The sequence below is a fragment of the Micromonospora sp. B006 genome, from assembly GCF_003408515.1.
Taxonomy (GTDB): domain Bacteria; phylum Actinomycetota; class Actinomycetes; order Mycobacteriales; family Micromonosporaceae; genus Micromonospora; species Micromonospora echinospora_A.
Window position 1 is genome coordinate 751,494 of the sequence record NZ_CP030865.1, and the last position, 26,402, is coordinate 777,895.

General features: G+C 72.0%; 24 protein-coding genes, 1 tRNA gene and 1 pseudogene. 18 read left to right on the forward strand and 8 right to left on the reverse strand.

Translation table 11 applies throughout. From position 1 onward, the window contains the following. Positions 1-24 precede the first annotated feature (24 nt). The 3 genes from MicB006_RS03795 to MicB006_RS03805 form a co-directional block, all read right to left on the reverse strand. On the reverse strand, positions 25-798 hold the full coding sequence (locus MicB006_RS03795) for a peptidase (protein ID WP_116503846.1): 774 nt from the start codon (positions 796-798) through the stop codon (positions 25-27). Between the two features lie 2 nt (positions 799-800). Further along, complete coding sequence (locus MicB006_RS03800; protein ID WP_073825409.1) at positions 801-2,093, reverse strand: VWA domain-containing protein; 1,293 nt, start codon at positions 2,091-2,093, stop codon at positions 801-803. A 284-nt stretch (positions 2,094-2,377) separates the two neighbouring features. Continuing rightward, complete coding sequence (locus tag MicB006_RS03805) at positions 2,378-4,057, reverse strand: dolichyl-phosphate-mannose--protein mannosyltransferase (RefSeq protein ID WP_116503848.1); 1,680 nt, start codon at positions 4,055-4,057, stop codon at positions 2,378-2,380. Between the two features lie 92 nt (positions 4,058-4,149). Here MicB006_RS03805 and rsmI point away from each other — a divergent pair, with 92 nt between their 5' ends. Then, positions 4,150-4,989, forward strand: coding sequence for a 16S rRNA (cytidine(1402)-2'-O)-methyltransferase (gene rsmI, locus MicB006_RS03810; protein ID WP_370013464.1), 840 nt, complete (start codon positions 4,150-4,152; stop codon positions 4,987-4,989). 60 nt (positions 4,990-5,049) lie between these two features. Here rsmI and MicB006_RS03815 read toward each other — a convergent pair whose 3' ends face one another. Further along, positions 5,050-5,877, reverse strand: coding sequence for a hypothetical protein (locus MicB006_RS03815; protein WP_225980634.1), 828 nt, complete (start codon positions 5,875-5,877; stop codon positions 5,050-5,052). Positions 5,878-6,004: 127 nt separating this feature from the next. Here MicB006_RS03815 and metG point away from each other — a divergent pair, with 127 nt between their 5' ends. After that, entirely contained in the window at positions 6,005-7,807 is a 1,803-nt protein-coding gene (gene metG, locus MicB006_RS03820; RefSeq protein WP_116511155.1) for a methionine--tRNA ligase, read from the forward strand. 57 nt (positions 7,808-7,864) lie between these two features. Here metG and MicB006_RS03825 read toward each other — a convergent pair whose 3' ends face one another. Next, positions 7,865-8,716: an alpha/beta fold hydrolase gene (locus tag MicB006_RS03825; RefSeq protein WP_073825393.1), complete on the reverse strand. Its 852-nt coding sequence runs from the start codon at positions 8,714-8,716 to the stop codon at positions 7,865-7,867. A 61-nt stretch (positions 8,717-8,777) separates the two neighbouring features. Then, positions 8,778-10,022, reverse strand: a complete 1,245-nt coding sequence (locus MicB006_RS03830) for a hypothetical protein (protein WP_116503852.1) — start codon at positions 10,020-10,022, stop codon at positions 8,778-8,780. Between the two features lie 81 nt (positions 10,023-10,103). Between MicB006_RS03830 and MicB006_RS03835 the strand changes: the two genes are divergently transcribed. The 6 genes from MicB006_RS03835 (at position 10,104) to MicB006_RS03860 (ending at position 15,995) form a co-directional block, all read left to right on the forward strand. After that, positions 10,104-11,009 (forward strand): TatD family hydrolase, encoded by a 906-nt coding sequence (locus MicB006_RS03835; RefSeq protein ID WP_116511157.1) that lies wholly within the window; start codon positions 10,104-10,106, stop codon positions 11,007-11,009. Positions 11,010-11,088: 79 nt separating this feature from the next. Beyond that, positions 11,089-11,958, forward strand: a complete 870-nt coding sequence (gene rsmA / locus MicB006_RS03840; protein ID WP_073825385.1) for a 16S rRNA (adenine(1518)-N(6)/adenine(1519)-N(6))-dimethyltransferase RsmA — start codon at positions 11,089-11,091, stop codon at positions 11,956-11,958. Between the two features lie 84 nt (positions 11,959-12,042). Beyond that, positions 12,043-12,996: a 4-(cytidine 5'-diphospho)-2-C-methyl-D-erythritol kinase gene (locus MicB006_RS03845; protein WP_116503853.1), complete on the forward strand. Its 954-nt coding sequence runs from the start codon at positions 12,043-12,045 to the stop codon at positions 12,994-12,996. A gap of 63 nt (positions 12,997-13,059) precedes the next feature. Continuing rightward, positions 13,060-14,859 carry an ABC-F family ATP-binding cassette domain-containing protein gene (locus tag MicB006_RS03850; RefSeq protein WP_073825382.1) on the forward strand — a complete coding sequence of 600 codons (1,800 nt, stop codon included), beginning with the start codon at positions 13,060-13,062 and terminating at the stop codon, positions 14,857-14,859. 97 nt (positions 14,860-14,956) lie between these two features. Next, positions 14,957-15,412, forward strand: a complete 456-nt coding sequence (locus MicB006_RS03855; protein WP_116503855.1) for a DUF4383 domain-containing protein — start codon at positions 14,957-14,959, stop codon at positions 15,410-15,412. Between the two features lie 115 nt (positions 15,413-15,527). Continuing rightward, on the forward strand, positions 15,528-15,995 hold the full coding sequence (locus MicB006_RS03860) for a DUF4383 domain-containing protein (protein WP_116503857.1): 468 nt from the start codon (positions 15,528-15,530) through the stop codon (positions 15,993-15,995). A 36-nt stretch (positions 15,996-16,031) separates the two neighbouring features. Here the strand turns inward: MicB006_RS03860 and MicB006_RS03865 are convergent, their stop codons facing one another. Continuing rightward, a complete protein-coding gene (locus MicB006_RS03865; RefSeq protein WP_116503859.1) occupies positions 16,032-16,658 on the reverse strand; it encodes a TetR/AcrR family transcriptional regulator in 627 nt (208 codons plus the stop codon). A gap of 110 nt (positions 16,659-16,768) precedes the next feature. Between MicB006_RS03865 and MicB006_RS03870 the strand changes: the two genes are divergently transcribed. Next, positions 16,769-17,227: an ester cyclase gene (locus MicB006_RS03870; protein ID WP_116503861.1), complete on the forward strand. Its 459-nt coding sequence runs from the start codon at positions 16,769-16,771 to the stop codon at positions 17,225-17,227. Between the two features lie 36 nt (positions 17,228-17,263). Here the strand turns inward: MicB006_RS03870 and MicB006_RS03875 are convergent, their stop codons facing one another. Beyond that, the gene (locus tag MicB006_RS03875) at positions 17,264-17,932 is read right to left on the reverse strand and encodes a TetR/AcrR family transcriptional regulator (protein WP_043326808.1); all 669 of its coding nucleotides are present in this window, start codon (positions 17,930-17,932) and stop codon (positions 17,264-17,266) included. Between the two features lie 75 nt (positions 17,933-18,007). Here MicB006_RS03875 and MicB006_RS03880 point away from each other — a divergent pair, with 75 nt between their 5' ends. The 9 genes and pseudogenes from MicB006_RS03880 (at position 18,008) to MicB006_RS03920 (ending at position 26,335) form a co-directional block, all read left to right on the forward strand. Further along, positions 18,008-18,745 carry a helix-turn-helix domain-containing protein gene (locus MicB006_RS03880; RefSeq protein WP_116503862.1) on the forward strand — a complete coding sequence of 246 codons (738 nt, stop codon included), beginning with the start codon at positions 18,008-18,010 and terminating at the stop codon, positions 18,743-18,745. A 47-nt stretch (positions 18,746-18,792) separates the two neighbouring features. Next, positions 18,793-18,863, forward strand: a tRNA-Gln gene (locus tag MicB006_RS03885). Between the two features lie 33 nt (positions 18,864-18,896). Then, positions 18,897-20,462: pseudogene (gene glmU / locus MicB006_RS03890) on the forward strand (bifunctional UDP-N-acetylglucosamine diphosphorylase/glucosamine-1-phosphate N-acetyltransferase GlmU); the annotation flags it as partial. A 56-nt stretch (positions 20,463-20,518) separates the two neighbouring features. Further along, positions 20,519-21,499, forward strand: a complete 981-nt coding sequence (locus MicB006_RS03895; RefSeq protein WP_030501163.1) for a ribose-phosphate diphosphokinase — start codon at positions 20,519-20,521, stop codon at positions 21,497-21,499. A 284-nt stretch (positions 21,500-21,783) separates the two neighbouring features. Beyond that, positions 21,784-22,479 carry a 50S ribosomal protein L25/general stress protein Ctc gene (locus MicB006_RS03900; protein ID WP_116503866.1) on the forward strand — a complete coding sequence of 232 codons (696 nt, stop codon included), beginning with the start codon at positions 21,784-21,786 and terminating at the stop codon, positions 22,477-22,479. A 100-nt stretch (positions 22,480-22,579) separates the two neighbouring features. Then, positions 22,580-23,170 (forward strand): aminoacyl-tRNA hydrolase, encoded by a 591-nt coding sequence (pth, locus tag MicB006_RS03905; protein ID WP_116503868.1) that lies wholly within the window; start codon positions 22,580-22,582, stop codon positions 23,168-23,170. 39 nt (positions 23,171-23,209) lie between these two features. Then, the gene (locus MicB006_RS03910) at positions 23,210-24,043 is read left to right on the forward strand and encodes an inositol monophosphatase family protein (RefSeq protein WP_116503870.1); all 834 of its coding nucleotides are present in this window, start codon (positions 23,210-23,212) and stop codon (positions 24,041-24,043) included. 79 nt (positions 24,044-24,122) lie between these two features. Then, on the forward strand, positions 24,123-25,034 hold the full coding sequence (cysD, locus tag MicB006_RS03915; RefSeq protein WP_073825338.1) for a sulfate adenylyltransferase subunit CysD: 912 nt from the start codon (positions 24,123-24,125) through the stop codon (positions 25,032-25,034). After that, complete coding sequence (locus MicB006_RS03920) at positions 25,034-26,335, forward strand: sulfate adenylyltransferase subunit 1 (RefSeq protein WP_116503872.1); 1,302 nt, start codon at positions 25,034-25,036, stop codon at positions 26,333-26,335. The genes cysD and MicB006_RS03920 overlap by 1 nt, the downstream gene beginning before the upstream one ends. The last annotated feature ends 67 nt before the right edge of the window (positions 26,336-26,402 follow it).

Here is a 26,402-nt window from a genome sequence, read left to right on the forward strand (position 1 = left end):
CACGACGGCCACCGGAAGTGGTTCTCAGCTGCGGCGGGGCCGCCGGGTGAGCGCGAATCCGACCACGCCGGCCACGGCCGCGAGCACGCCGCCCACGCCGGTCCACACCCAGCGCGAGCCCGCGTCGGGGAGCCAGCCGGTCAGGTCGGTCTCCTCCTCGGCCACCGGCTCGGGCGTCGGCTCGGCGGCCAGCACCGTGCCGGCCCTGGTGTTCGGCACCAGCGGCGCGGCCAGCTCGCCGTCGTCGCCGGACGCGCCGCCCTCGTCGGTCGCGCCGACGAGCATCTCCACCTCGACCGGCAGGCCGAGGTCGGGTTCGGGCAGGTCGGTGACGGAGAGCCGGACGTAGTAGGTGCCGGGCAGCGGGTCGCCCGACCACGGCTCGGCCCACGGCCGTACCCGGCGCAGCGTGCAGCCGAGCGCCACGCTCGTCGCCGCCGCGTCCGCTGTCGGCGTCTGCGCGCCGGCCGTGCACGCCTGCCGGCGGCGCAGCCCGTCGAAGACGTCGACGCTCCAGGTGGACGCGCCGGTGCGTCGCTTCGGGAACGTGACGGTGGCGGTGATCTCGTGCACCTGCCCGGCGTCGGCCCGGAACGACCAGTACAGGTGGTCGCCGGTCGACGCGCCCACCTGCACCGGCTGCCCGGCGGTGACGGTCGTGGCGGTGAGGAACGAGGTGCCGGCCTTGGTCACGGTGGTCGCGCCCGGTGACGGGCTGGGCGCGGCCAGGGCCGCCGCCGGGGTGAGGACGATTGCCGTGACGGCCGTCGCCGCCGCGGCGCGAATCAGCGTACGCATGCTCAGTTCACCCTCCACGTGTGCACCCACCAGCGGGTGAGTAGTCCGGCGACCAGCCCGGTGAGCAGTCCGGCAAGCGTGAGCAGGAGCAGCAGCACCCAGCCGCGGCCGAGGTCCGGCCCGTCCGGGGCGGGGGAGGCGGCCACCACGTCGACTGTCAGCTCCACCGGCATGCCCGGCTGGGCCTGCGTACCGGGCCGGGCCGCGAACGAGTTGCTGACCACCAGGCAGACGGTTCGTACGGCCTGCTCCGCGCCGGGGCTCGGCTCCGGGCTCGGGCCGTCGTCCTCCTCCTCGGCGGCCGACCAGCGCAGGCCGGCGGAGATCACGTCGGTGCGCCCGCTTCCGGCGTCGACGCCCCGGACCAGTTCCCGCCCGTCCGGCGCGGTGGCGCGCAGCAGCACGCCGTAGTCCGGGTTGACCGGCCGGTCCAGCGCGACGCTCACCGAGGCGCGCAGCTCCTGCCCGGGCCGCACCGGCACCCGGTACCAGCGGTGCTCGGAGAACGCCTCCCGGTCGCTGTAGACGCCGGGGGCGAGCAGCGGGGCGCCCTGGCACGCCGCGCCGCCACCGACCACCGCCGGGGTGGCCGTGTACGTGTCCCGGGCCCGGTCGACGAGCTGCTTGATCCGGCCGGTCAGCTCGTCGGCGCTCTGCGCCGCCGTGTAGGTGCCTCCGGTCGCGCCGGCGATGCAGAGCAGCTGCTTGCGTACCTTCTCGTCCGGGGCAAGGCCGAGCGTGTCGACGACGAGCCGGGTGCCCTGGGCGGCCAGTTCGCGCGCCACCTCGCACGGGTCGGGCGGGGCGCAGGTGTCCTCACCGTCGGTGATCAGCACGATCCGGCGGGCGGTGCTGCCGGTGCCCAGGTCCTGCGCGGCGGAGCGCAGCGCCAGCCCGACCGGTGTGAAACCGGTCGGGCGCAGCCCGGCGACGGCGGCCTTGGCCTGGGTGCGGTCCACCGGGCCGACCGGCACGATCTGCTGCGTGTCCAGGCAGCCCTGCTTCTTGTCCTTGCCCTGGTAGGTGGCACCGAGCACCCGGATGCCGAGTTGTGTCTCGTCCGGCAGGGCGTCGACCACCTCGTTGAACGCCTGCTGCGCGACGGAGATCCGGCTGCGCCCGTCGATGTCCCGGGCCCGCATCGAGCCGCTGACATCGAGGACCAGCTCTACCTTGGGCGGCTCGGCGACCGGCTCGGTGGTCTCGTCGTCGGCCCCGGCGGGGCTCGGCCCGATCAGCGCGGCGGCCGCCAGGAGTCCGAAGAGGACAATCGTCGATCGTCTCTTGTTGATCACCGGGCGAAGTGTAGTGAGATCCACTTTGGAAGATCATCCGGGTCTGGTGGCCCTCCGCGCGGCCGTTGCGCCGGAGATCGAACCCGTTATGTTCCCGCAGGATGACCCACGGTCAGATGATTGAGGCGACGTTCCGGGAGTGGCGTGCCCGTCGTAAATCTGACCGGCCCGCACCCGTTGTGCCCGTGCCGGAGTGTGGTTAAGCTCTGTCTTGCGCGCCCCAATCGCCCGCTTCCCCCGTGGCAGGCGATCGGGGCGCGCTTCTTTGTGCCGGCGCCCGCGCCTCAGATCCAGCGGCCGTCCAGCCACATGCGCGCCGACCACTCCGCGTACGGCAGCACCCGGCCCACGAAGATCGGGTAGAAGTACGCGAAACAGAGCGCCACCAGCAACACGTAGGCGCCCGCGATGATCCCGCCCACCATCCGCCGGTCCCGTAGCTGTTGCGGGTCGGGCGGCGCGGCCGTGGCGGTCGTCGCGGTCACCGGCGCCGGAGTGGTGATCGCGCCGAGCACATGGACCACCGCGAGCACCAGGAACGGCACCGCGGGCGCGGCGTAGAAGGAGAACATCGTCCGGCCGTCGAGGGCGAACCAGAACCAGGGCAGCAGGCCGGCGGCGACGCTGAGCAGGATCGCGCCCGCCCGCCAGTCCCGCCGGGCCAGGCCGAGCCAGGCGGTCGCGGCGATCGCCGGCAGGAACGACCACCACAGCAGCGGGGTGCCCAGCAGCAGCACCTCCGAGGCGCAGCTCGGCGCGCCGCAACTGCCGTCCCCGGACCAGTGGAACGCCACCGGGCGGCCGAGCAGCAGCCACTGCCACGGCCAGGACTGGTACTTGTGCGGGTCGTCGAGCTGGGTGTGGAAGCCGTACGAAGCCTTGTGGTATTCCCACAGGTTGTTCAGCGCCCCGATGAACGGGGTGTCGCTCAGTTCCGGGTTGTTCGGGTAGCGCTCGGCCAGGCGGTAGTAGCCCTCGTCGCTGAGCAGCCAGCCCGACCAGGTCGCGACGTAGGTGACCACCATCAGCACGCCGGCCGCGAGCAGCCAGGGCAGCTCGTCCAGCACCGCGTCACGCCACGGGCGGCGGACCCCGGCCGAACGGCGGACGCCCACCTCCCAGAGCAGCACCAGCAGCGCGAACGCCGGCACGAAGTAGATCGCGCTCCACTTGACCGAGCAGGCGCAGCCGAGCAGCACCCCGGCCGCCAGCCGCCACCACGGCCAGTTCCGCCACCCGGACGGAGGCCGCCCGGCGCGGCCCGGCCGGGTCGGGTCGAGCCCGGCCTCCAGGGCCCGCGTCCAGCGGCGCCGCCGGGCGTCCCGGTCGAGCACCAGCGCGCCGAATGCCGCCAGCACGAACAGCAGCAGGAAGATGTCGAGGATGGCCGTGCGGGACAGCACCAGGTGGAACCCGTCGAGCGCGAGCAGCAGGCCCGCCGCGCAGCCGAGCACCGTGGAGCGGAACATCCGCCGGCCGATGCGGACCAGCAGCAGCACCGACAGCGTGCCGGCCACCGCCGCGCCGAACCGCCAGCCGAACTCCGGCGACGTCGTGATCAGGTGGCCCGGCACCGAGACGCCGCTGTCCGCGTCCTGGTAGCCGAAGGCCCACTCGCCGATCCCGATCATCCACTTGCCCAGCGGTGGATGCACCACGTACGACGGGCCGTTGTCCTTGTAGTTCCACTCGACGCCGCGGTCGATCAGCCCGTACGCGTCCTTGGCGTAGTAGGTCTCGTCGAAGACCTTGCCGGGCGGGAAGCTGAGACCCACGAAACGCAGGATCGCCGCGATCGCCACCACCACGGCTGTGGCCAGCCATGCCTGCCCCCGACCGATGCGGTCGTCGACGGTGGCGAGCCGGCGCCGGACGGCGGCCGGAAGGCCGCCCCCGTTGCCGTCGCCCCGCTCGGCGGTGGAGGGATCCGGGTTCGCGCTCTGTGCTGTCGACGCACTCGTCACCCGGCGATCGTAGGCTGCGAGGGTGCCCGGTGGCGTCCATCGTCTCCGAAATTGGTACGACCTTCGATGAAGGAGCGCACGCCGTGGGGGAAATGTCCGAGGTCGGACGGCTGGTGTTGCTCGGCGCGCCGCTGGGCAACCCGGCCGACGCGTCCGCCCGGTTCCGCGAGGTGCTGGCCGCCGCCGACGTGGTCGCCGCCGAGGACACCCGGCGGCTCACCCGGCTCGCCCGCGACCTCGACGTGACAGTGCCCGGCCGGATCGTCTCCTACTTCGAGGGCAACGAGGAGCGGCGCACCCCGGAGCTGGCCGAGGTGCTCACCGCCGGCTACACGGTCGCGCTGGTCACCGACGGCGGCATGCCGAGCGTCTCCGACCCCGGATACCGGCTGGTCCGGGCCGCCCTGGACGCGGGCGTGCCGGTCACCGCGGCGCCCGGACCGAGCGCCGTCACCACCGCGCTGGCGCTGTCCGGGCTGCCCTGCGACAGGTTCTGCTTCGAGGGTTTCCTGCCCCGTACCCCCGGCGCCCGCCGCTCCCGCCTGCGGTCCCTCGCCGCCGAGGACCGCACGCTCGTGTTCTTCGAGGCGCCGCACCGCATCGCCGGCGCGCTCGCCGACCTGGCCGAGGCGTTCGGCCGGGACCGGCCCGCCGCGCTCTGCCGCGAGCTGACCAAGACCTACGAGGAGGTGGTCCGCCGCCCGCTGGGCGACCTGGCCGAGTGGGCCGCCGACGGCGACCCCCGGGGGGAGATCACGCTCGTCGTGGCGGGCGCGCCGGCCACACCAGCGGTCCGGCCCGACGACGACACGCTGCGCGCCGCGGTGGCCGAGCGCGAGGCGGCCGGGCTGTCCCGGCGGGACGCGATCACCGAGGTCGCCACCGCGTACGGGCTGCGACGGCGCGAGGTCTACGCGGTCGTGCACCAGTGAAAGGAAGGGCCCCCTGTTAACGCCTCAGGTAGCGGAAGGGCCCCCTTTTAACACAGCACCTCACCAAGCGGCGGCCAGGAACCCGACGGTGATCAGCGCCGGACCGGCCAGCGCCAGGCCGACCGCCCAGCGGCGCTGCCGCTCGTCCGCCAGCCGGGTCGCCCCGGTCCACCTGGCGATTCCGGCGGCGCACCCGGCCACCAGCGCCAGCCCGAGCAGCCAGCGCAGGTGCCGTCCGGGGCCGGTGTCCGCGTAGGCGGTGGACCCGTCCGGCCCGGTCATCCGTGCCGGCAGCAGGGTGCCGGTGGCGGTTCGCCCGGCCGGTACGCCGCTGACCCGTACACCCTGGGCCTGGAACCGGTCGCCGTCGGCCAGGAAGATCCCCCGGCAGCGCTGGGTGAGCCCGCCGCCCACGCACTCGGTGATCATCACGGTGCCGCCTGTCGAGTGCCCGGCCGCCAGCCAGAACGGCCCGGCGCTCACCCAGGCGAAGAACGCGGCGAGCAGGCTCAACGTCAGCAGCACGGCGAGGCCGACGGGCGGGGTCGGCGGGGGGACCGGGCGGGCCGGCTCGCGGCGGACCGGCGGCCGGACGGGGAGCGCGTGCGGCTCGTCGCGCAGCGGCGTGCCGTCCCAGTGCACCTCCTCGATCGGCGCCCAGCCACCCGCCTGCGCGGCCTTGCGCTGCCAGCGCGGCTGCCGCACCGGGACCCGGCTCGGCACCGCGTCCACCGGCGCGCCGGTGGTGGGCTCCACCTCGACCGGCGGGTCCGCCGGGTCGAGCCGGGGCTGCGGCGCGACGGGCGCGCCCGCCGGGGCGGGCCGCGCCCGCCGGGCGGTGGCCGCCGACGGCTCCGGCGCCGCTGGTCTGTTGGTCACGATGTTCATTTCACACCGGTACGCCGGGCTTGCGAGGAAGCTCATGCCGCGTGTCGGCGACAAATCGGACGTACGGCCAGCGCCTGCCGCCCATTGGTTCGCGGCCGGCCCACCGCAATCACTAGGCTTGCTGCTCATGAGTCACGTTCTCGCCGCGGTCGCCTGGCCCTACGCCAACGGCCCGCGCCACATCGGCCACGTATCCGGATTCGGCGTTCCCTCCGACGTCTTCGCCCGGTACATGCGGATGGCCGGTCACGACGTGCTCATGGTCTCCGGCACCGACGAACACGGCACCCCGATCCAGGTGCAGGCCGACGCCGAGGGCGTCACCCCGCGTGAGCTGGCCGACCGGTACAACCGGGTGATCGCCGAGGACCTGCGGGCGTTGGGCCTGTCCTACGACCTGTTCACCCGCACCACCACGCGCAACCACTACGCGGTGGTGCAGGAGCTGTTCACCGGCCTGTACCGCAACGGGTACATCGTCCCGAAGGTCACCACCGGGGCGATCTCCCCGTCCACCGGCCGGACGCTGCCCGACCGCTACATCGAGGGCACCTGCCCGATCTGCGGCTACGACAGCGCGCGCGGCGACCAGTGCGACAACTGCGGCAACCAGCTCGACCCGATCGACCTGATCGACCCCAAGTCGAAGATCAACGGGGAGACGCCGGAGTTCGTCGAGACGGAGCACTTCTTCCTCGACCTGCCCGCCCTGGCCGACGCGCTGCGGCAGTGGCTGGACAACCGCGAGGGCTGGCGCCCCAACGTGCTGCGGTTCTCCCGCAACCTGCTCGACGACCTCCAGCCCCGGGCCATCACCCGGGACCTGGAGTGGGGCGTGCCGATCCCGCTCGACGACTGGCGCGACCGGCCGGACAAGCGGATCTACGTCTGGTTCGACGCGGTCATCGGCTACCTGTCCGCGTCCATCGAGTGGGCCCGGCGCACCGGCGACCCGGAGGCCTGGCGCAAGTGGTGGTCGGCCGACGGTGAGGGCAAGGACGCCCGCTCGTACTACTTCATGGGCAAGGACAACATCGTCTTCCACTCGGTGATCTGGCCGGCGCTGCTCGGCGGCTACTCCGGCGAGGGCGCCCGCGACGGCGAGCCGGGCGAGCTGGGCCGGCTCAACCTGCCCACCGAGGTCGTCTCCAGCGAATACCTGACCATGGAGGGACGGAAGTTCTCCTCCTCCCGCAAGGTGGTCATCTACGTCCGGGACTTCCTGGAGCGCTACGACGCCGACGCGCTGCGCTACTTCATCGCGGTGGCCGGGCCGGAGAGCAACGACACCGACTTCACCTGGGCCGAGTTCCTGCGCCGCAACAACGACGAGTTGGTCGCCGGCTGGGGCAACCTGGTCAACCGGTCGGTCTCGATGGCGGCGAAGAACTTCGGCGCGATCCCGCCGGTCGACCCGGCCGGGCTCACCGAGGCCGACCAGGCGCTGCTGGACACCGCCAAGGCGGGCTTCGCCACCGTTGGCGACCTGATCGCCCGGCACCGGCAGAAGCAGGCCATCGGCGAGGCCATGAAGGTCGTCGCCGAGGCCAACAAGTACCTCTCCGAGCAGGCGCCCTGGAAGCTCAAGAGCGAGGACGACAAGCCCCGGATGGGCACCATCCTGCACGTCGCCCTCCAGGTGGTCAGCGACGCCAACACGCTGCTCACCCCGTTCCTGCCGCACTCCGCCCAGAAGATCCACGAGCTGCTCGGCGGCACCGGCACGCACGCGCCGATGCCGGTGATCGAGGAGGTCGACGACCTCGACGGCGGGCCGTCGTACCCGGTGCTGACCGGTGACTACACGGTCGGGACGCGCTGGGAGTCCGTACCCCTGGAAGTGGGCCGGCCGCTAGCGGCGCCGAAGCCGGTGTTCCGCAAGCTCGACCCGTCCATCGTCGAGGAGGAGCTGGCCCGCCTGGCCGGCTGAGCACACGCGCGAACCGCGGCCCCGGGGATCTCCCCGGGGCCGCGGTCGTCCGCCAGGTCAGGCGGTCGCCATGCTCGGCTTGCCGATGAACTCCATGATGGCCTTGTTGACCTCGGTAGGATGGGTCCACGGCGTGCCGTGCGGCGCACCCTTCAGCGTGACCAGCTTGGCGTCGGACAGCATGTTCACCAGCCGCTGGCCCGTCACCGGGTACGGCAGCACGTTGTCCTTGTCGCCCTGGATGATCAGCACCGGCACGTCGATGTTCGGCAGGTCACCGCGGAAGTCGGTCTGCCAGGCGTCCACCGAGTCGTGGGTGCCCTTGGCCGACGCCTGCGCGCCGATCTGCCAGTGCGCGTGGTACGCCTCGTCGCTGACCAGCTTCCCCCGGTTCTCGCTGGCGTTGAAGAACGCGTCGCAGAACTGGGTCAGGTAGGCGAACCGGTCCTGGATGATCGCCTTCTGGAACCCCTCGAACATGCTCTTGTCGACGCCCTCCGGGTCGTCGGGCGTCTTCAGCAGGTACGGCGCCAACGGGGCCAACAGGACCGCCCGGTCCACCCGGTCCGACCCGTACGCGCCCAGGTAGCGGGTCACCTCACCGGTGCCCATGGAGTGCCCGACCAGGATCGCGTTGCGCAGGTCCAGTTCGGTCATCAACACGTCCAGGTCGGCGGCGAACGTGTCGTAGTCGTAGCCCATGGCCGGCTGGGCGGAGTTGCCGAACCCTCGCCGGTCGTACGTGATCACCCGGTATCCGGCGTTCAGCAGCGGACCGCTCATCTTCTCCCAGGTAGCCCCGTTGAACGGGAAACCGTGGATCAGCACGATCGGCTGACCGGAACCGTGATCCTCGTAGTACAGGTCGATGGGTGCGGAGTTCTCCGTACCGACGGTGACGAAAGGCATGTCGGGATTCCCCCTCGCGCGGGTTTCTCGGACGCCCCACGCCTTCCCCACGCGCCCCCGTCTATGCGTGCCGCGCCGGATAGGGCAGATCCACCACCCGGTCGTCGGTCAGCTCGGCGCCCGGCGCCCAGACCTCGTAGACACCCCGTTCCAGGCACTGGGCCCCGGTCGCGGCCAGCGCGTCCGGATCCGGACGGCGCAACCGCAACCGCAGCCAGCCACCCTCCTCCCGCAGCACCAGGCACTGCGCCCCGCGCCACGCCGCCACCCGCAGCCGCCGGGCCGCCACGTCCACCGGGTACCGGGCCGCCCGGGTCATCGCCAGCACCCGGAACCCGCCCGGCTGGTCGGCCACCGCCTCGTACTCCGAACCCGCGTACGCGCCGACGAGCCGGGTGGAGCGCGGCGCCTCGCCGGTCGGCACGTACTCCTGGTCGGCGGAAAGCCCGGGCACCGCGGCGAGCAGGTGCCGCCACTGCGGACCCGCCAGGCGCAGCCAGCCCCGCTGCTCCGCCTGGTAGGTGTAGAGCACCACCTCCACCCCCTCGGCCGGATAGGCCAGCAACGTGGCGTTCGCCGGCATCGGCAGGTCGGCGAACTCCCGGGTGACGAACTCCGGCACGAGCTGCGCGCTGCTCGGCACGAACCCGGTGCCCAGCACCGGCGGCCCCAGCCGGTCCCGGGGCGGCAACGCCATCAGCCCCCGGTGCGCCTCGCCCACCGGCACGTCGTAGTCGGCCGGGTCGGCGGCCCGCCAGCGCAGCGCGTACGCCACGTCACCGCCCTCGGAGTCGCCCCGCAGCACCGCCATCCCGGCCGGCGTCCGCAGGTGCGCCACGTCGTGCTCCCGGTAGCAGAAGCCGTGCGGCAGCCAGCCCCGCACGTAGCCGGCGAGCTGCCGGGCGGAGAGCACCTTCACCATCCGGGTGCCCGGCCGGATCACCGCCGAGGCCCGCACCGCGGCCAGCGTCGGGTCACCCGCCGCCCCCGGCTGCTGGCTGAGCCGGTGTACGTACGCCCAGCCCCGGTCGCGGTGCACCGGCATCAGCAGCGGCGCGTCCGTCTCGTCGGCCGTCCCGGGGCCCCCGTGCACCGCGTCCACCTCGGTCGCGTGCACGAACCGGCGCCACGGGTAGCCGCCCCCGGGCCGGGGACACCACTCGAACCCGGGCGCCTCGTCGGCGCTGAACAGCTCGTACGCCGCGCCCCGGGCGATCTCCTCGGCCGGGTGCACCCGACCGGCGTACGTCACGCGCAACCCGGCCCGGTCGGAGGCGGGCCCACCGGTCTGGTCGGTGACTGTCACTCCAGGACGCTAAGCCCGCCAGATGTGGGGCGTGTGAACGGCCGGTGGCGGTCCGGGAACGCCGCCCCGGGCCGGTGTGTGATGCTGGCCGCGATGACCGAGCAGACCGAGACCCGCAAGCAGCGCGCCGCCCGCCGGGCCGGGGAGTTCCCGCCCGCACCCGAGCCGCTGCCCGTGCCCGTGCTGGACAGCCACACCCACCTCGACATCACCGTCGGCGAGTTCGGGACACCCCCGGGCGGCACCCCCGGCGACGACCCGGTGGCCGCCGCGATCGACGTCGCCGCCCGGGCCGGCGTGGACCGGCTCGTCCAGGTCGGGGTGGACGTCGACTCGTCCCGGTGGAGCGCCGACGTCGCCGACCGGTACGCCCCGGTGCTCGCCACCGTCGCGCTGCACCCGAACGAGGCGCCCCGGCTGGCTGACCTCGACGAGGCGCTGCGCGAGATCGAGACGCTCGCCGGCCGGGACCGGGTACGCGGCATCGGCGAGACCGGCATGGACTTCTTCCGTACCGGCGAGGAGGGGCGGGCCGCGCAGGAGGAGAGCTTCCGGGCGCACATCGCCATCGCCAAGCGGCACGGCAAGGCGCTCGTCATCCACGACCGCGACGCGCACGCCGACGTGCTGCGCATCGTCGACGACGAGGGCGCCCCGGACACCGTGGTCATGCACTGCTTCTCCGGCGACGCCGACTTCGCCCGCGAGTGCGTCCGGCGCGGCTTCCTGCTCAGCTTCGCCGGCACCGTCACGTTCGGCAGCGCCGCCGCGCTGCGCGAGGCCGCCGCCGTCACCCCGCCGGAGCAGATGCTGGTGGAGACCGACGCGCCGTACCTCACCCCGATGCCGTACCGGGGCCGGCCCAACGCCTCGTACCTGATCCCGCTGACCGTCCGCTTCCTCGCCGAGACCACCGGCGCCGATCTGGACACCCTCTGCGCCACCATCTCCACCAACGGTGAGCGCGCGTTCGGCCCGTGGCGTTAAGAAGGGGCCCCTGCATATCGCGAGGCGTTAAGAAGGGGCCCTTCCTTCCCCTCGGGCGAGGGCGCTTACGCTACGGGGCGTGACCGGACTCCTCGGCCCGGCGGAGATCCGGGAACTCGCCGCGCGCCTCGGCGTCACGCCGACCAAGAAGCTCGGCCAGAACTTCGTGCACGATCCGAACACCGTGCGCCGCATCGTCACCACCGCCGGGCTGACCCCGGACGACGTGGCGCTGGAGGTCGGCCCCGGGCTCGGCTCGCTCACGCTCGCCCTGCTGCCGGTCGCCGCGCACGTGCACGCCGTGGAACTCGACCCGGCGCTGGCCGCCGCGCTGCCGGAGACCGCCGCCCGCTTCGCCGGCGAGGCCGCCGCGAGGCTCACCGTCCACCCGGCCGACGCGCTGCGGGTCACCGCCGCCGACCTGGCCGACCCGGCGCCGACCGCGCTGGTGGCGAACCTGCCCTACAACGTCGCCGTGCCGGTCGTACTGCACCTGCTCGCCGAGCTGCCCACCCTGCGGCACGGCCTGGTGATGGTGCAGAAGGAGGTCGCCGACCGGCTCGTCGCCGGTCCCGGCTCCAAGGTGTACGGCATCCCGTCGGTCAAACTCGCCTGGTACGCCCGCTCCCGGGCCGCCGGCAAGGTCCCGCCGAACGTGTTCTGGCCGGTGCCGAACGTCGACTCCGGCCTGGTCGCGTTCACCCGGCGCGAACCGCCCCGGCCGGACGTACCCCGCAAGGCCGTCTTCGCTGTCGTCGACGCCGCGTTCGCCCAGCGCCGCAAGACGCTGCGCGCCGCCCTGGCCGGCTGGGCCGGCGGCGCGGACCGGGCCGCCGCGACGCTCGCCGCGGCCGGTGTCGACCCGGGCGCCCGCGGCGAATCGCTCACCGTGGAGCAGTTCGCCGCCATCGCCGCGTCGGCCCCCGACGGCTCCGCCGCCGAGCAGTAGGCTGGCGCCGTTGCCCGACCCCGCCGAGGAGCTGACCGTGCAGAAGCCGTTCGACATCCGCCCGCGTCCAGGGGAGCTCACCCGGTGACCGAGGCATGGCGACCGGAGGACGAGGACGGGCAGCGACGCGGGGCCAGTGGCCCGGTCAAGGTGCGGGTGCCCGCCAAGATCAACCTGCATCTCGGGGTGGGACCGCTGCGCCGCGACGGCTACCACGAGCTGAACACCGTCTACCACGCGATCTCCATCTACGACGAGCTGACCGCCCGGCGCGGTGACACGCTCACCCTCACCATGGAGGGCGAGGGCGCCGGAGAGCTGGCGCTCGACGACACCAACCTGGCGCTGCGCGCCGCGCACGCGCTCGCCGGCGCCGCGGGCGTCGCCCCGCACGCCCGGCTGCACCTGCGCAAGCAGATCCCGCTCGCGGGCGGCCTCGCCGGCGGCAGCGCCGACGCCGCCGCCGCGCTCGTCGCCTGCGACACGCTCTGGGGCACCGGGCTGTCCCGCGACGAACTCGCCGGCATCGCCGCCGACCTCGGCTCCGACGTGCCGTTCCTCATCCACGGCGGCACCGCGCTCGGCACCGGCCGGGGCGAGGCGGTCAGCCCCGTGCTGGCCCGCCCCACCTCCTGGCACTGGGTGGTGGCGATCGCCGACGGCGGCCTGTCCACCCCGGCCGCCTACCGGGAACTGGACCGGCTGCGTGACGCCGGCGCCGCCGGCACGCCGCGGGGCAGCACCGACGCGCTCCTCGCCGCACTGCGCCAGCGCGACCCGCGGGTGCTCGCCGCCACGCTCGGCAACGACCTCCAGGACGCCGCCCTGACCATGCGTCCCTCGCTGGCCGAGACGCTCAAGGCCGGCGAGGCGGCCGGCGCGCTCGCGGGCATCGTCTCCGGCTCCGGGCCCACCTGCGTCTTCCTCGCCGCCGGCGAGGCCGACGCGGGGCGGATCGCCGCCGAGCTGACCGCCGCCGGGGTGTGCCGGGAGGCCCGCGTCGCGCACGGACCGGTCGCCGGCGCCCGCGTGGTCTGACGCCCCGTACCCTTGACTCAGGCGTCCCGGGCCCCGGGACGCCTGAGTCGTGAAAGGTGGGGAATGGCCAACATCGTCAACCTGGACCGGGTGTCCAAGGGGTACGGCGCCGCCGGGCCGCTGCTCACCGACGTCTCGCTCGGCCTCGACGACGCCGACCGGGTCGGCGTGGTGGGCCTCAACGGCGCCGGCAAGTCGACGCTGCTGCGGCTGCTCACCCGCGCCGAGGAACCGGACGACGGCCGCGTCACCCACCGGCGCGACCTGCGCGTCGCCTGGCTGCCGCAGCGCCTGGACCTGGCCCCCGACCTCACCGTGCGGGACGTTGTGCTCGGCACCGCCTGGCTCGACGAGAGCATGGGCGCCGAGCACGAGTGGGCCGGCGACGCCGGCGTGCGCGCCATCCTCGACGGCCTCGGCATGCCCCACCTCGGCCTGGACACGCCGGTCGGCCCGATGTCCGGCGGGGAACGCCGCCGCGTCGCGCTCGCCGCCCTGCTGGTCCGCGACGCCGACCTGCTCGTCCTCGACGAGCCCACCAACCACCTCGACGTCGGCGGCGTCGACTGGCTGGCCCGCCACCTCGTCACCCGCAAGGGCGCGCTCGTCGTGGTCACCCACGACCGCTGGTTCCTCGACGCCGTCTGCACCGCCACCTGGGAGGTCGCCGACCAGACCGTCCGGGCGTACGAGGGCGGCTTCGCCGCGTGGACGCTGGCCCGCATCGAGCGGCAGCGCGTGGCCGCCGCCACCGAGGCCCGCCGGCAGAACCTGCTCCGCAAGGAGATCGCCTGGCTGCGCCGCGGCGCGCCGGCCCGCACCTCGAAGCCCAAGTTCCGCATCGACGCGGCGAACGCGCTCATCGCCGACGTGCCGGAACCCCGCGACACCATGTCGCTGCAACGGCTCGCCACCGCCCGGCTCGGCAAGCAGGTGTACGACCTCGAAGGCGTCCGGCTGCACGCCGGCCCGAAGGAGATCCTGCACGACACCACCTGGCAGGTCGGGCCCGGCGACCGGGTGGCCATCCTCGGCCGCAACGGCGCCGGCAAGACCACCCTGCTGCGGATGCTCGCCGGGGTGACCGGCCCCGACGGCGGGCGCTTCGCCGCCGGGCAGACCGTCCGGCCCGCGTTCCTCTCCCAGGAACTCGCCGAACTTCCCGGTCACCTGCGTGTGCTGGAAGCCGTCGAGGAGGTGGCCCGCCGGGTGCAGTTCGGCGACCGGGAGATCAGCGCCGCCCAGCTCGCCGAGATCTTCGGCTTCGACGACCGGCGGCTCTGGACCCCGGTGAGCGACCTGTCCGGCGGTGAGCGCCGCCGCCTGCAGATGCTGCGCCTGCTCGCCGGGGAGCCCAACGTGCTCCTGCTGGACGAGCCCACTAACGACCTGGACACCGACACGCTCGCCGCGCTGGAGGACCTGCTCGACTCGTGGCCCGGCACGATCGTGGTGGCCAGCCACGACCGCTACCTGATCGAGCGGGTCACCGACGTCGCGTACGGCATGTTCGGCGACGGCCGGCTGGTGCACCTACCCGGCGGCGTCGACGAGTACCTGGCGCGCGCCGCCGCGGCCGGCGGCCCGGCGCCCGCCGACCTCACCCCGGCCACCGCGGCGCCGGCCCGCGAGGGCATGTCCGCCGCCGAGGTACGCGTCGCGAAGAAGGAACTCAACCGGCTGGAACGGCAGATCGCCAAGCTGGAACAGAAGGAGGCGGCCCTGCACGAGCAACTCGCCGCGAACGCCACCGACTACGCCCGGGTCGCCGAGCTGGACGCACAGCTCAAGGAGGTACGGGCCGAGCGGGACCGCACCGAGGAGACCTGGCTGGCCCTGGCCGAGGAGCTGCCCGGCGGCTGACCTGCCGCCGGGGTGGGGGGTGTGCGGCGTCACTGACCGGCGTACGGGACAATCACCGGTGGAACCCTCGTCCGAACGGTCTTTTGGAGACGCAGAGATGGCCCACACCCCCGTCAACCACCCCGCGCGGCCGATCTACCGGGCGATCGGCGGGATCGTTGGTCTGTACTTCGTCGTCTTCGGCGGCCTCGGCGTCATCGCCAGCGCCGGCGGCGATTTCTTCGCCCAGGACGACACCAAGGTGCTCGGCCAGGGCACCAACATGGCGTTCTCGCTGGTGTCCGTGCTCGTCGGCGTGGTGATCCTGGTCGGCACCGCGATCGGCCGCAACCTCGACGTGGCGGTCAACCAGTGGCTGGCCTACACCCTGATGGTGATCGGCCTGGGCTCGCTGGCGTTCCTGCAGACCGACGTCAACATCTTCAACTTCTCGATCATGACCGACGTCGTGGTCCTGACCCTGGCGCTGGTGCTCCTGATGGCCGGCATGTACAGCAAGGTCGGCTCCGACGAGGAGCACGAGGCGTGGCAGAAGGCCCGCCTGGTGCTCTGACCCCTCTCGCACGAAGGCCCGGCGCGCGGCGCGCCGGGCCTTCGGTGTTTTCCGGACGGGAACGGACAACCCGGGCGACAATTGCCCCGAATCAGTCACACGACTGGAGGGCACCATGGCGCACTTCCCGGTGAACCACCCCGCGCGGCCCCTCTACCGGGTGCTGTCCGGGCTCATCGGCCTATACATCCTGGTCTTCGGCGTCTACGGCGTCTTCCTGACCTGGGGCGAAGGACTGTTCGGCCGGGGCAGCGACTGGGCGCTGGGCCTGCGCACCAACCTGGCCTTCTCGCTGGTCTCGGTCGTCTTCGGCGCGGTCCTGCTGGTCGGCGCGTCCCGCCGCGACAACCTCGGGCACTACATGAACCTCACCGCCGGCGCGGTCTTCCTGGTCACCGGCATCCTGATGATGTCAGTGCTGCAGACCTCGGCGAACTTCCTGAACTTCTCGATGTCGACGGTCATCGTGTCGCTGCTGTTCGGGCTGGTCCTGCTCGCCACCGGCCTCTACGACAAGGTCGGCACCCCGGAGCAGTCCGAGGAGGAGCGGCAGCGCCGCTACCACCCGATCGGCGAGCGCTGAGCCGGCTGTCGTCGCCGCCACCACGGGCGTCGCGGCTCATTCCCGCGTCGACGGGACCTCGTCGGCCCGGTCGGCCCGCGGACCGTGGAGCGCGCGAAGCGCGTCGAGTGCGACAGCGGTGAGAACGCTGCGGCCGACACCGGCACGGCCGAGCAACTCCATCCCCCGGGAGACCGCGACGAAGTAGACCGCCAGTGACTGCACGTTCGCGTCCTCCGGGAGATCCCCGTTCTCCCGGGCGTGTTCCAGGCATCCGGCGTAGATCCCGGCGAGCTGCTCGATGCCGGCTTTCGTGACAGTGGAGAGCGGGTCCTCCTCGCCGGTCGACTCGACGAGCGCGCGCGTGGTGAGCGAGACCCGCCGGTCACTGCTGCTGAACTCGATCGCCATGCGGAGCATGTGACCCCGGATCCGTTCCAGCGGCGAAGCGCCGTCGTGCCCGAGCGCTTCCGAGACGGCGCGCGTCGCCTCCTCCCGATCCTCGGAGAGCGCCCGGAGGAACAGTTCCCGCTTCCCGCCGAACGCGTTGTAGAGGCTCTGCTTGCCCAGGCCGGTCGCCCGCACCAGGTCGTCGAGGGTCGAGGCGGCGAGGCCGTGCACGGCGAACACCTCGCTGGCGCTGCTGACGACATCGCTCTCGACGAACTTGCGGGGACGGGGCACGTGGGCAGCCTACGTTATTGACCATCTGGTCAAAAACTTGTTAACGTGGCTGCGGCGCGCATCGATGAGAGCTGTTTCCCGCTGCGGCACGACAATCAAGGACGGGCAGAATGAAGAGCAACGAAGAGATCGTTCGCGAGGCATACCGGCTGGCGGAAGGGGACGTCCTCGACGGAACCGGCTTTCGCGCCCTGTTCACCGAGAACGGAACGTTCAACGACGTGCCCAATGGGCTGACCTTCCGCGGAGGCCAGATTCCTCAGGCGCTGACGGGCTTCGCCGGCGTCTTTCCCGACGTCCACCGCGAGCTGCTCGACGTGCATGCTCTCGGTGACGTCGTCGCCGTCGAACTACGAATTCAGGGAACCCACCTCGGCGGTTTCCCCACCCCGGCCGGCGAGATCCCGCCGACCGGCAACCGGATCGACGTGCCGACGGCTGATCTCTGGCATCTCCGTGACGGAAAGATCGAAAGGTTCGACTGCTACAACGCGGCGAACGTGCTGCTCGCCCAGATCGGTGCCGCCCCCGACTTCGACTCGGCGATCGCGGCTGCCGCAAGGGCTTAGCGCCACCGCTGCACCGCACCGGGCCGAGGATCCAGCTCAACCCCGGGGGATCGGACCCGGCTTCGACTCCAGGTGCGACAACCCGTTCCAGGCCAGGTTCACCAGGTGCGCGGCCACCGTCTCCTTGCGGGGCTTGCGCACCTCCAGCCACCAGCGCCCGGTCAAGGCCACCATGCCCACGAGCGCCTGGGAGTAGAGCTCAGCCAGCTTCGGGTCGTACCCCCGGATGGAGAACTCGCCCGCCAGGATGTGCTCCACCTGGTGCGCCACGTCGTTCATCACGCTGCTGAAGTTGCCCGTCGCCGACATCAGCGGCGACTCCCGGACCAGCACCCGGAACCCGCTGGTCTCCTCCTCGATGTAGGTCAGCAGCGTCAACGCGGCCTGCTCCAGCAGCTCCCGCGGATTGCCCGCGGTCAACGCCGTGGTGATCCGGTCCAGCAGGGCCCGGACCTCCCGGTCCACCACCACCGCGTAGAGCCCCTCCTTGCCGCCGAAGTGCTCGTAGACCACCGGCTTGGAGACCTTCGCGCGCGCCGCCACCTCCTCGATCGAGGTCGCGTCGAAACCACGCTCGGCGAAGATCTGCCGGGCGATCGAGATCAACTGCTCGCGCCGCTGCGTCGCGGACATCCGCACCCGGGACGGCTTCGCCGCCGGCGCGGGCCGCCGGCGGGCGCGGTCACTGCCGGGAACGTCGGTCACCCGCCCCATCCTGCCAGGCGAGGCGTACGCGGTCCGACCGGTTGATTTGTCGTACGCCAGTTCTAGTCTCTGAGGGTGACTCCTGGTGATCGCTCGAACGCGCACGGCTCCTATCGTGGCCGAAAGCCTGAGCTGCACGCCCAGGCGCTGGCACTGCGGCGTGCCGGCTGTCCCGTCGGGGAGATCGCGGAGCGGCTCGACGTCTCCAAGTCGACGGCGTATCTCTGGACTCGCCACCTACCGCTCGACCCGGCGTTGGTGCGGCGGCGTCGTCAGGCCGCGCGGCGGGCCCGATCCGATGCGCAGTGGGGCGCGCACCGCGCCGCCCGTGACGCGGCCAGGGCGGAGACGGTCGCGGCGTCCGCCGACTGGGTGCGAGGGCTGGGCCTGCGCGAACTGCTGCTGATCGGGGCGGCGATCTACTGGTGTGAGGGCGGCAAGGCCAAGCCGTGGCGTCCGCACGACTGCAGGATCAAGTTCGTCAACAGCGATCCGTTGCTCGTGGGCCTGTTCCTGCGCTTCCTGGATGCCGTCGAGGTCCCGCCCGAGGATCGACGATTCCGGGTCAGCATCCACGAGACGGCTGACGACGCGGCGGCGGTCCGGTGGTGGACCGAGCGGGTGGGTGTGCCCGCTGATCGCTTTCAACCCACCACTATCAAGAGGCATCGTCCACTGACGACACGGAAGAACGTCGGAGCCGACTATCGCGGCTGCCTGACCATCCATGTGGTGGGCGGGAGCCGGCTCTACTGGAGGATCGAGGGGATCATGAAAGGAATGAGCAATGAAGATCCACCACGTGACCGGTAAGGTGTAGGCAGCCGGCGGGCAGCTTGCTTTTTGCCCGTTTTCGACCGTCCCGGGTCGTCTAATGGCAGGACGTCAGGTTTTGGTCCTGATTATAGGGGTTCGAATCCTCTCCCGGGAGCTTCTGCTGTTTGCCCTCCCGCGGGTGGTTAGCATGACCGCGAGACTGTCGCCGTCCCGACGGGAGAGCCACGTCGTGTCCCAGCCCCACCTCCGCACCGTTGTCGTGCTCGCCGCCGGTGAGGGCAAGCGGATGAAGTCGTCCCTGCCCAAGGTGCTGCACCCGCTGCTCGGCCGTACCCTGCTCGGTCACGTCCTCGCCGCGGCCGCGCCGCTCGGCGCGGACCGCACCGTGGTGGTGGTCGGCCACGGCGCCGACCAGGTCCGCGCGCACCTGACCGACGTGGCCCCGGCGGCGACGCCGGTGCTCCAGGAGCGCCAGCTCGGCACCGGGCACGCGGTCCGTATCGCGCTGGACGCGGTGCCGGACACCACCGGCACCGTCGTGGTGATCAACGGGGATGTGCCGCTGCTGCGGCCGGAGACGGTCCAGGCGCTCGTCGAGGCGCACGAGGAAGCCGCCGCCGCGGCGACGGTGCTCGCCGCCGAGGTGCCGGACCCGACTGGCCTGGGCCGGATCGTGCGGGACGTGCAGGGGCAGCTGGAGCAGATCGTCGAGGAACGCGACGCCACCCCCCAGCAGCGCGCGCTGCGGGAGATCAACGCGGGCATCTACGCGTTCGACGCGGCCCGGCTGCGGGAGGCGCTGGGCAAGCTCTCCACCGACAACGATCAGGGCGAGGAGTACCTGACCGACGTCTTCGCGCTGCTGCGCGACGCCGGGGAGCCGGTCGCGGTGCACTGCGCCGCCGACCACGTGGAGACGCTCGGCTGCAACGACCGGGTCGAGCTGTCCGCGCTGCGGCGGCTGCTGCGCGACCGGGTGAACGAGGGCTGGATGCGTACCGGGGTCAGCATCCTCGACCCGCACACGACGTGGATCGACGTGACGGTGACCGTCGAGCGGGACGCGGTGATCGACCAGAACACGCAGCTGCAGGGTGCCACGGTGGTCGGTGAGGGCGCGCTCGTCGGCCCGGACACCACGCTCGTGGACACGGTGGTGGGCGCGGGCGCGAGCGTGGTGCGCTCCCACGCGCTCGGCGCCGAGGTGGGGCCGGAGGCCAGCGTGGGCCCGTACGCGTACCTGCGGCCGGAGTCGCGGCTGGGCCGCAAGGCGAAGGTCGGCACGTTCGTGGAGACCAAGAAGGCGTCGATCGGTGACGGGTCGAAGGTGCCGCACCTGTCGTACGTGGGGGACGCGACGATCGGTGAGCACAGCAACATCGGCGCGGCCACTGTCTTCGTCAACTACGACGGGGTGCGCAAGCACCACACCACCATCGGCAGTCACGCGCGTACCGGAGCGGACAACATGTTCGTGGCGCCGGTGCGGGTCGGCGACGGCGCGTACACGGCCGCGGGTTCGGTGATCACCGGGGACGTGCCGCCGGGTGCGATGGCGGTGGCGCGGGGCCAGCAGCGCAACGTGGAGGGCTGGGTGCTGCGCAAGCGGGCCGGTACGGAGGCCGCGGAGGCGGCGCGGCGGGCCGGTGAGGATGCGTCGGAGACGGGCGGGGCCGCAAGGGAAGGTGACTGACTCCACGGGGATCGGCGGGCCGTGGGTGGATCGTTGAACCGGGGGCATACTGCAACCGAACACTCCCCGGCCCCACCGCCGCCGGGCACCACCGACATACGGGAGCAGACGGGCCCATGGGCAGCATCGTCGCCGAAAACCGCAAGAGCCTGATGCTCTTCTCCGGGAGGGGTTTTCCGGAGCTGGCCAAGGAGATCGGTGAGGTGCTCGGCGTCGCGCCGACGCCGGCCGACGCGTACGACTTCGCCAACGGCGAGATCTTCGTCCGGTACAAGGACTCGGTTCGTGGTTCGGACGCCTTCGTGGTGCAGTCCGTGACGCACGGCGTGAACACCTGGGTCATGGAGACCCTGATCATGGTCGACGCGCTGAAGCGCGGTTCGGCCAAGCGGATCACCGTGGTGCTGCCGTTCTACCCGTACGCGCGGCAGGACAAGAAGCACCGCGGCCGGGAGCCGATCTCGGCGCGGCTGATCGCCGACCTGCTCAAGACGGCCGGCGCGAACCGCATCCTGACCGTCGACCTGCACACCGCGCAGATCCAGGGCTTCTTCGACGGCCCGGTGGACCACCTGTTCGCCATGGACGTGCTGGCCGAGTACGTGGAGCACAAGTACGCGGGCCGGCCGATGACTGTGGTGGCGCCGGACTCGGGCCGGGTCCGTGTGGCGGAGCGGTGGACCGACCGGCTGGGCGGCTGCCCGCTGGCGTTCATCCACAAGACCCGTGACCCGCTGAAGCCGAACCAGGTCGTGGCGAACCGGGTGGTCGGTGAGGTCGAGGGCCGGGTGTGCCTGATCGTGGACGACATGATCGACACCGGTGGCACGATCACCAAGGCGGCGGACATCCTCAAGGAGCAGGGCGCGGCGGAGATCGTGGTCGCCTCGACCCACGCGCTGCTGTCCGACCCGGCGACCGAGCGGCTGAAGAACAGCCCGATCAGCGAGGTCGTGGTGACGAACACGCTGCCGCTGCCGTCGGAGAAGCAGTTGGACAAGCTCACAGTGCTGTCGATCGCCCCGCTGCTGGCGCGGGCGATCCGTGAGGTCTTCGACGACGGTTCGGTGACCACCCTGTTCGGTGGCCTGAGCTGATCGTCGCGGTCCGGTCGCCGGTACGTCCGGCGGCCGGGCCGATGCCCTGCGGAACAGGCGCGGCGGTGATATGGGGGACTGCCGGAGAGCCGGGAAAGCCCTCGGGTAGACTGGTGCGGTTGCCACGGCGAGGGTGCCCGGCGGGCTGCTGACAAGCACCGCACGGAGGCGCCGTCATCGACGCGGTGCTCCGGGCGGTCGTTCATGACCCTAGCCCCAGCGAGCCCCTCGCCCCAGCACCGCCAGACGACAAGCCGCCGCAGCGAAGCATCAGGAGTTTCCCCGTGTCCGAGGTAAAGATCAGCGCCGAGCCCCGTACCGAGTTCGGCAAGGGTGGTGCCCGTCGTACCCGCCGGGCCGGCAAGGTGCCCGCCGTGCTGTACGGCCACGGCGAGAAGCCCAAGCACATCGCGCTTCCGGCGCGGGAGTTCGCCGCCGCGATCCGTAAGGGTGGCGCGAACCAGCTCTTCGCGATCGAGGTCAGCGACGGCACGCAGGTGCTGGCGCTGCCGAAGGCGATCCAGCGTGACCCGATCAAGGACACCTTCGAGCACGTGGACCTGCTGCTGGTCCGCCGGGGCGAGAAGGTCACCGTCGAGGTCCCGGTCCAGCTGACCGGTGAGGCCGCGAAGGACACCCTGATCGTGCACGACCACGACACGCTGTCGGTGACCGCTGACGCGACCAAGGTGCCGGACCACCTGGAGGCGTCGATCGAGGGCGCCGAGCCGGGCACCACGATCACCGCCGCCGACGTCGAGCTGCCGGCCGGCGTCGAGCTGGCCACCGACGACAGCACCGCTGTCGCCTCGGTGACCGCCGCTCCGACCGCCGAGCAGCTCGAGGCCACCCTCCCCGAGGTCGAGGAGGCCACCGAGGAGGCCGAGGCCGAGGTCGGCGAGGAGACCGCCGAGGGTGCCGAGGGCGCTCCGGCCGCCGAGGGCGAGGAGGCCCCGGCCGAGGCGAAGACCGAGGCCTGACCGGTCCGCAAGGCTGTGCGACAGGCGTCCCCGGTTCCCGGGGGCGCCTGTCGGCGTATCGGGACGGCTGGTCGGCGAAGCGAGCGGGAAGGGACGTCGGGTGACGGACGAGGCGGGACCGTGGCTGGTGGTCGGCCTGGGCAACCCCGGCCGGGAGTACGCGAACAACCGGCACAACGTCGGGTTCATGGTGGCCGACCTGCTGGCGGCCCGGGTGGGCGCGAAGTTCGGGCGGCACAAGCGCGCGATGGCCGAGGCCGCCGAGGGGCGGCTGGGGTTCGGCGGCCCGAAGCTGGTGCTGCTCAAGCCGTTGACGTACATGAACCTCTCCGGCGGTCCGGTGGCCGGGCTGGCGCAGTTCCACAAGATTCCGCCGGCGCACGTGATCGCCGTGCACGACGAGCTGGACATCCCGTACGGGCAGGTGCGGGTGAAGTGCGGCGGTGGCGAGGGCGGCCACAACGGCCTGCGTTCGATGTCGAAGTCGCTCGGTACGAAGGACTACGTGCGGGTGCGGTTCGGCATCGGCCGGCCGCCGGGTCGGCAGGACCCGGCTGACTACGTACTCTCGGATTTTTCCTCGGCGGAGCGCAAGGAGCTGGAGTTCCTGGTGGACCGCGCGGCGGACGTGGTGGAGTCGGTGGTTCTCAAGGGTGTGGAGCCGACGCAGAACCTGTACCACGGGGGCTGACCGGCTCGGGTGACGGAGCGAAGGGGCGACGGGAGCATCATGGGCAGTCCTCCGATGATCGACGGCGGCTTCGCCCGGTGGCTGGCGTCGCGGGCCGGCCAGGCGTTGACGGCGTTGCGTACGGAGCTGGGGTTCGCCGACGCGGGAGCGCTCCGGTCGGCCGGGGACAAGGTTTCGCACGACCTGATCCGCACCGAGCTGGCGAGGTGGCGGCCGGCGGACGCGGTGCTGTCGGAGGAGGACGAGGGTTCGCGGCTGGCCTGGACGGCGGAGGTGACGAGCGAGGCGCTGTCCCGCCTGACCGCCGACCGGGTCTGGATCATCGATCCGCTGGACGGCACCCGGGAGTACGCGGAGGAGGGGCGCGCGGACTGGGCGGTGCACGTGGCGCTCTGGTCGCGTAACGCGTCGAAGCCGCACGGTCTGGTGGCGGGCGCGGTGGGCCTGCCGGCCCAGCACCGGGTGCTCGGCACGGATCATCCGCCGGCCTACCCGCCGATGACCGTCGAGGCGGCCGTGGGCGGAAGCCGGCGGGTCATCCGGTTGGCGGCCAGTCGTAGCCGTCCGCCGGTTTTCCTGACCGATCTGGCAGAGGACGTCGGCGCTCATCTGGTCCCGATGGGCTCGGCGGGCGCGAAGATCGCCGCCGTGGTCACCGGTGAGGTCGACGCGTACATCCACGCGGGCGGTCAGTACGAGTGGGATTCGGCCGCTCCGGTCGCTGTGGCGACGGCCACCGGTCTGCATGCTTCCCGGATCGACGGTTCTGCGCTGAAATACAACGGGGCCGACCCGCGCCTACCGGATCTGCTGGTCTGCCGCAAGGATCTCGCGAGTCGGTTGCTTGCAGCGTTGCAGCGGCATTCCGGGTAACCTGAGCGTTCTTCTTCACGAGTCCGACCTGAAAGGTCTGGAATCCGATGTACGGATCCGTGCGAATCGAGTTCGTGTCATGACGTCCCCCGCCGCGTACCAGGTGTCGCACCTCGACGCCCTCGAGGCGGAGAGCATCTTCGTGATGCGCGAGGTGGTCGCCGAGATGGAGCGGCCGGTGCTGCTCTTCTCCGGTGGCAAGGACTCGATCGTGATGCTCCGGTTGGCCCAGAAGGCGTTCGCGCCGGCCAACATCCCCTTCCCGGTGATGCACGTGGACACCGGGCACAACTTTCCCGAGGTGCTCGACTACCGCGATCAGCGGGTGGCCGAGCTGGGCCTGCAGCTGATCGTGGCGAGCGTGCCGGAGGCGCTGAACAAGGGCCTGGTCCGCGAGTCCGCCGACGGCATGCGCAACCGCATCCAGACGCCGGTGCTGCTGGAGGCGGTCGAGAAGCACCGCTTCGACGCGCTGTTCGGCGGCGCCCGGCGCGACGAGGAGAAGGCGCGGGCCAAGGAGCGGGTGTTCAGCTTCCGCGACGAGTTCGGCCAGTGGGACCCGAAGAACCAGCGTCCGGAGCTGTGGGCGCTGTACAACGGCCGGCACCACCCGGGCGAGTCGATCCGGGTGTTCCCGCTGTCGAACTGGACCGAGCTGGACGTGTGGCACTACATCGCGCGGGAGCGGATTCCGCTGCCGTCGATCTACTACGCGCACGAGCGCGAGGTGATCGAGCGCGACGGCATGCTCTACGCGGTGAACGAGTTCTTCCGGGCCCGCGCCGGTGAGCAGCCGTTCAAGACCCAGGTGCGGTACCGGACCGTGGGTGACGCCTCCTGCACCGCGGCGGTCCGCTCGGACGCCGACACGGTGGAGAAGGTGATCGAGGAGGTGGCCGCCACGCGGATCACCGAGCGCGGCGCGACCCGCGGCGACGACCGGGTCAGCGAGGCCGCCATGGAGGACCGCAAGCGAGAGGGCTACTTCTGATGAGCGTCGAGACCCTGGCGCCGGCCGAGAGCGAGACCGCGCGGCCGATGGACCTGCTGCGGTTCGCCACCGCGGGCAGCGTCGACGACGGCAAGTCGACGCTCATCGGCCGTCTGCTCTACGACACCAAGTCGCTGTTCACCGACCAGCTCGCCGCGGTCGAGGCGGTCAGCGCGGCCCGTGGCGACGAGTACACCAACCTGGCGCTGCTCACCGACGGCCTGCGCGCCGAGCGGGAGCAGGGCATCACCATCGACGTGGCGTACCGCTACTTCGCCACGCCGCGGCGCAAGTTCATCATCGCCGACACCCCGGGGCACATCCAGTACACCCGGAACATGGTCACCGGCGCCTCGACCGCCGACCTGGCGCTGATCCTGGTGGACGCGCGCAAGGGCCTGGTGGAGCAGTCCCGCCGGCACGCGTTCCTCTGCTCGCTGCTGCGGGTGCCGCACCTGGTTCTCTGTGTGAACAAGATGGACCTGGTCGACTGGTCGCAGGAGGTCTACGAGCGGATCGCCGACGAGTTCACCGCGTTCGCGGCGAAGCTCGACGTGCCGGACCTGACCGTGGTGCCGGTCTCCGCGCTCAAGGGCGACAACATCGTCACCCGCTCGGAGAACATGCCGTGGTACGAGGGGCCGTCGCTGCTGCACCACCTGGAGCGGGTGCACATCGCCTCGGACCGCAACCTGGTCGACGTGCGGTTCCCGGTGCAGTACGTGATCCGGCCGCAGTCCACCACCGTCACCGACTACCGGGGCTACGCCGGGCAGGTGGCCTCGGGCGTGCTCAAGCCGGGCGACGAGGTGATGGTGCTGCCGTCCGGGTTCACCAGCCGTATCGCCGCGGTGGAGACCGCCGACGGCCCGGTGGACGAGGCGTTCCCGCCGATGTCGGTGACGGTCCGGCTGACCGACGAGCTGGACATCTCCCGCGGTGACATGATCTGCCGGCCGAACAACGCTCCGATGGCCGTGCAGGACATCGAGGCGATGGTCTGCTGGATGGACGAGACCCGCCCGTTGCAGGTCGGCGGCAAGTACGCGATCAAGCACACCACCCGCTCGGCGCGGGCGATCGTGCGCGGCCTGCACTACCGGCTGGACATCAACTCGCTGCACCGGGACGAGACGGTGGGGGAGCTGAAGCTCAACGAGATCGGCCGGGTCCGGCTGCGGACCACGGTGCCGCTGCTCGCCGACGAGTACCGCCGCAACCGCACCACCGGCGGCTTCGTGATCATCGACGAGGCCACGAACCGTACGGTCGGCGCCGGCATGATCGTCGAGGCCGGCTGACCCCTGCGTGTAAGGAAGGGCCCCTTGTTAACAGCTCACTGTTAACAAGGGGCCCTTCCTCTACCGC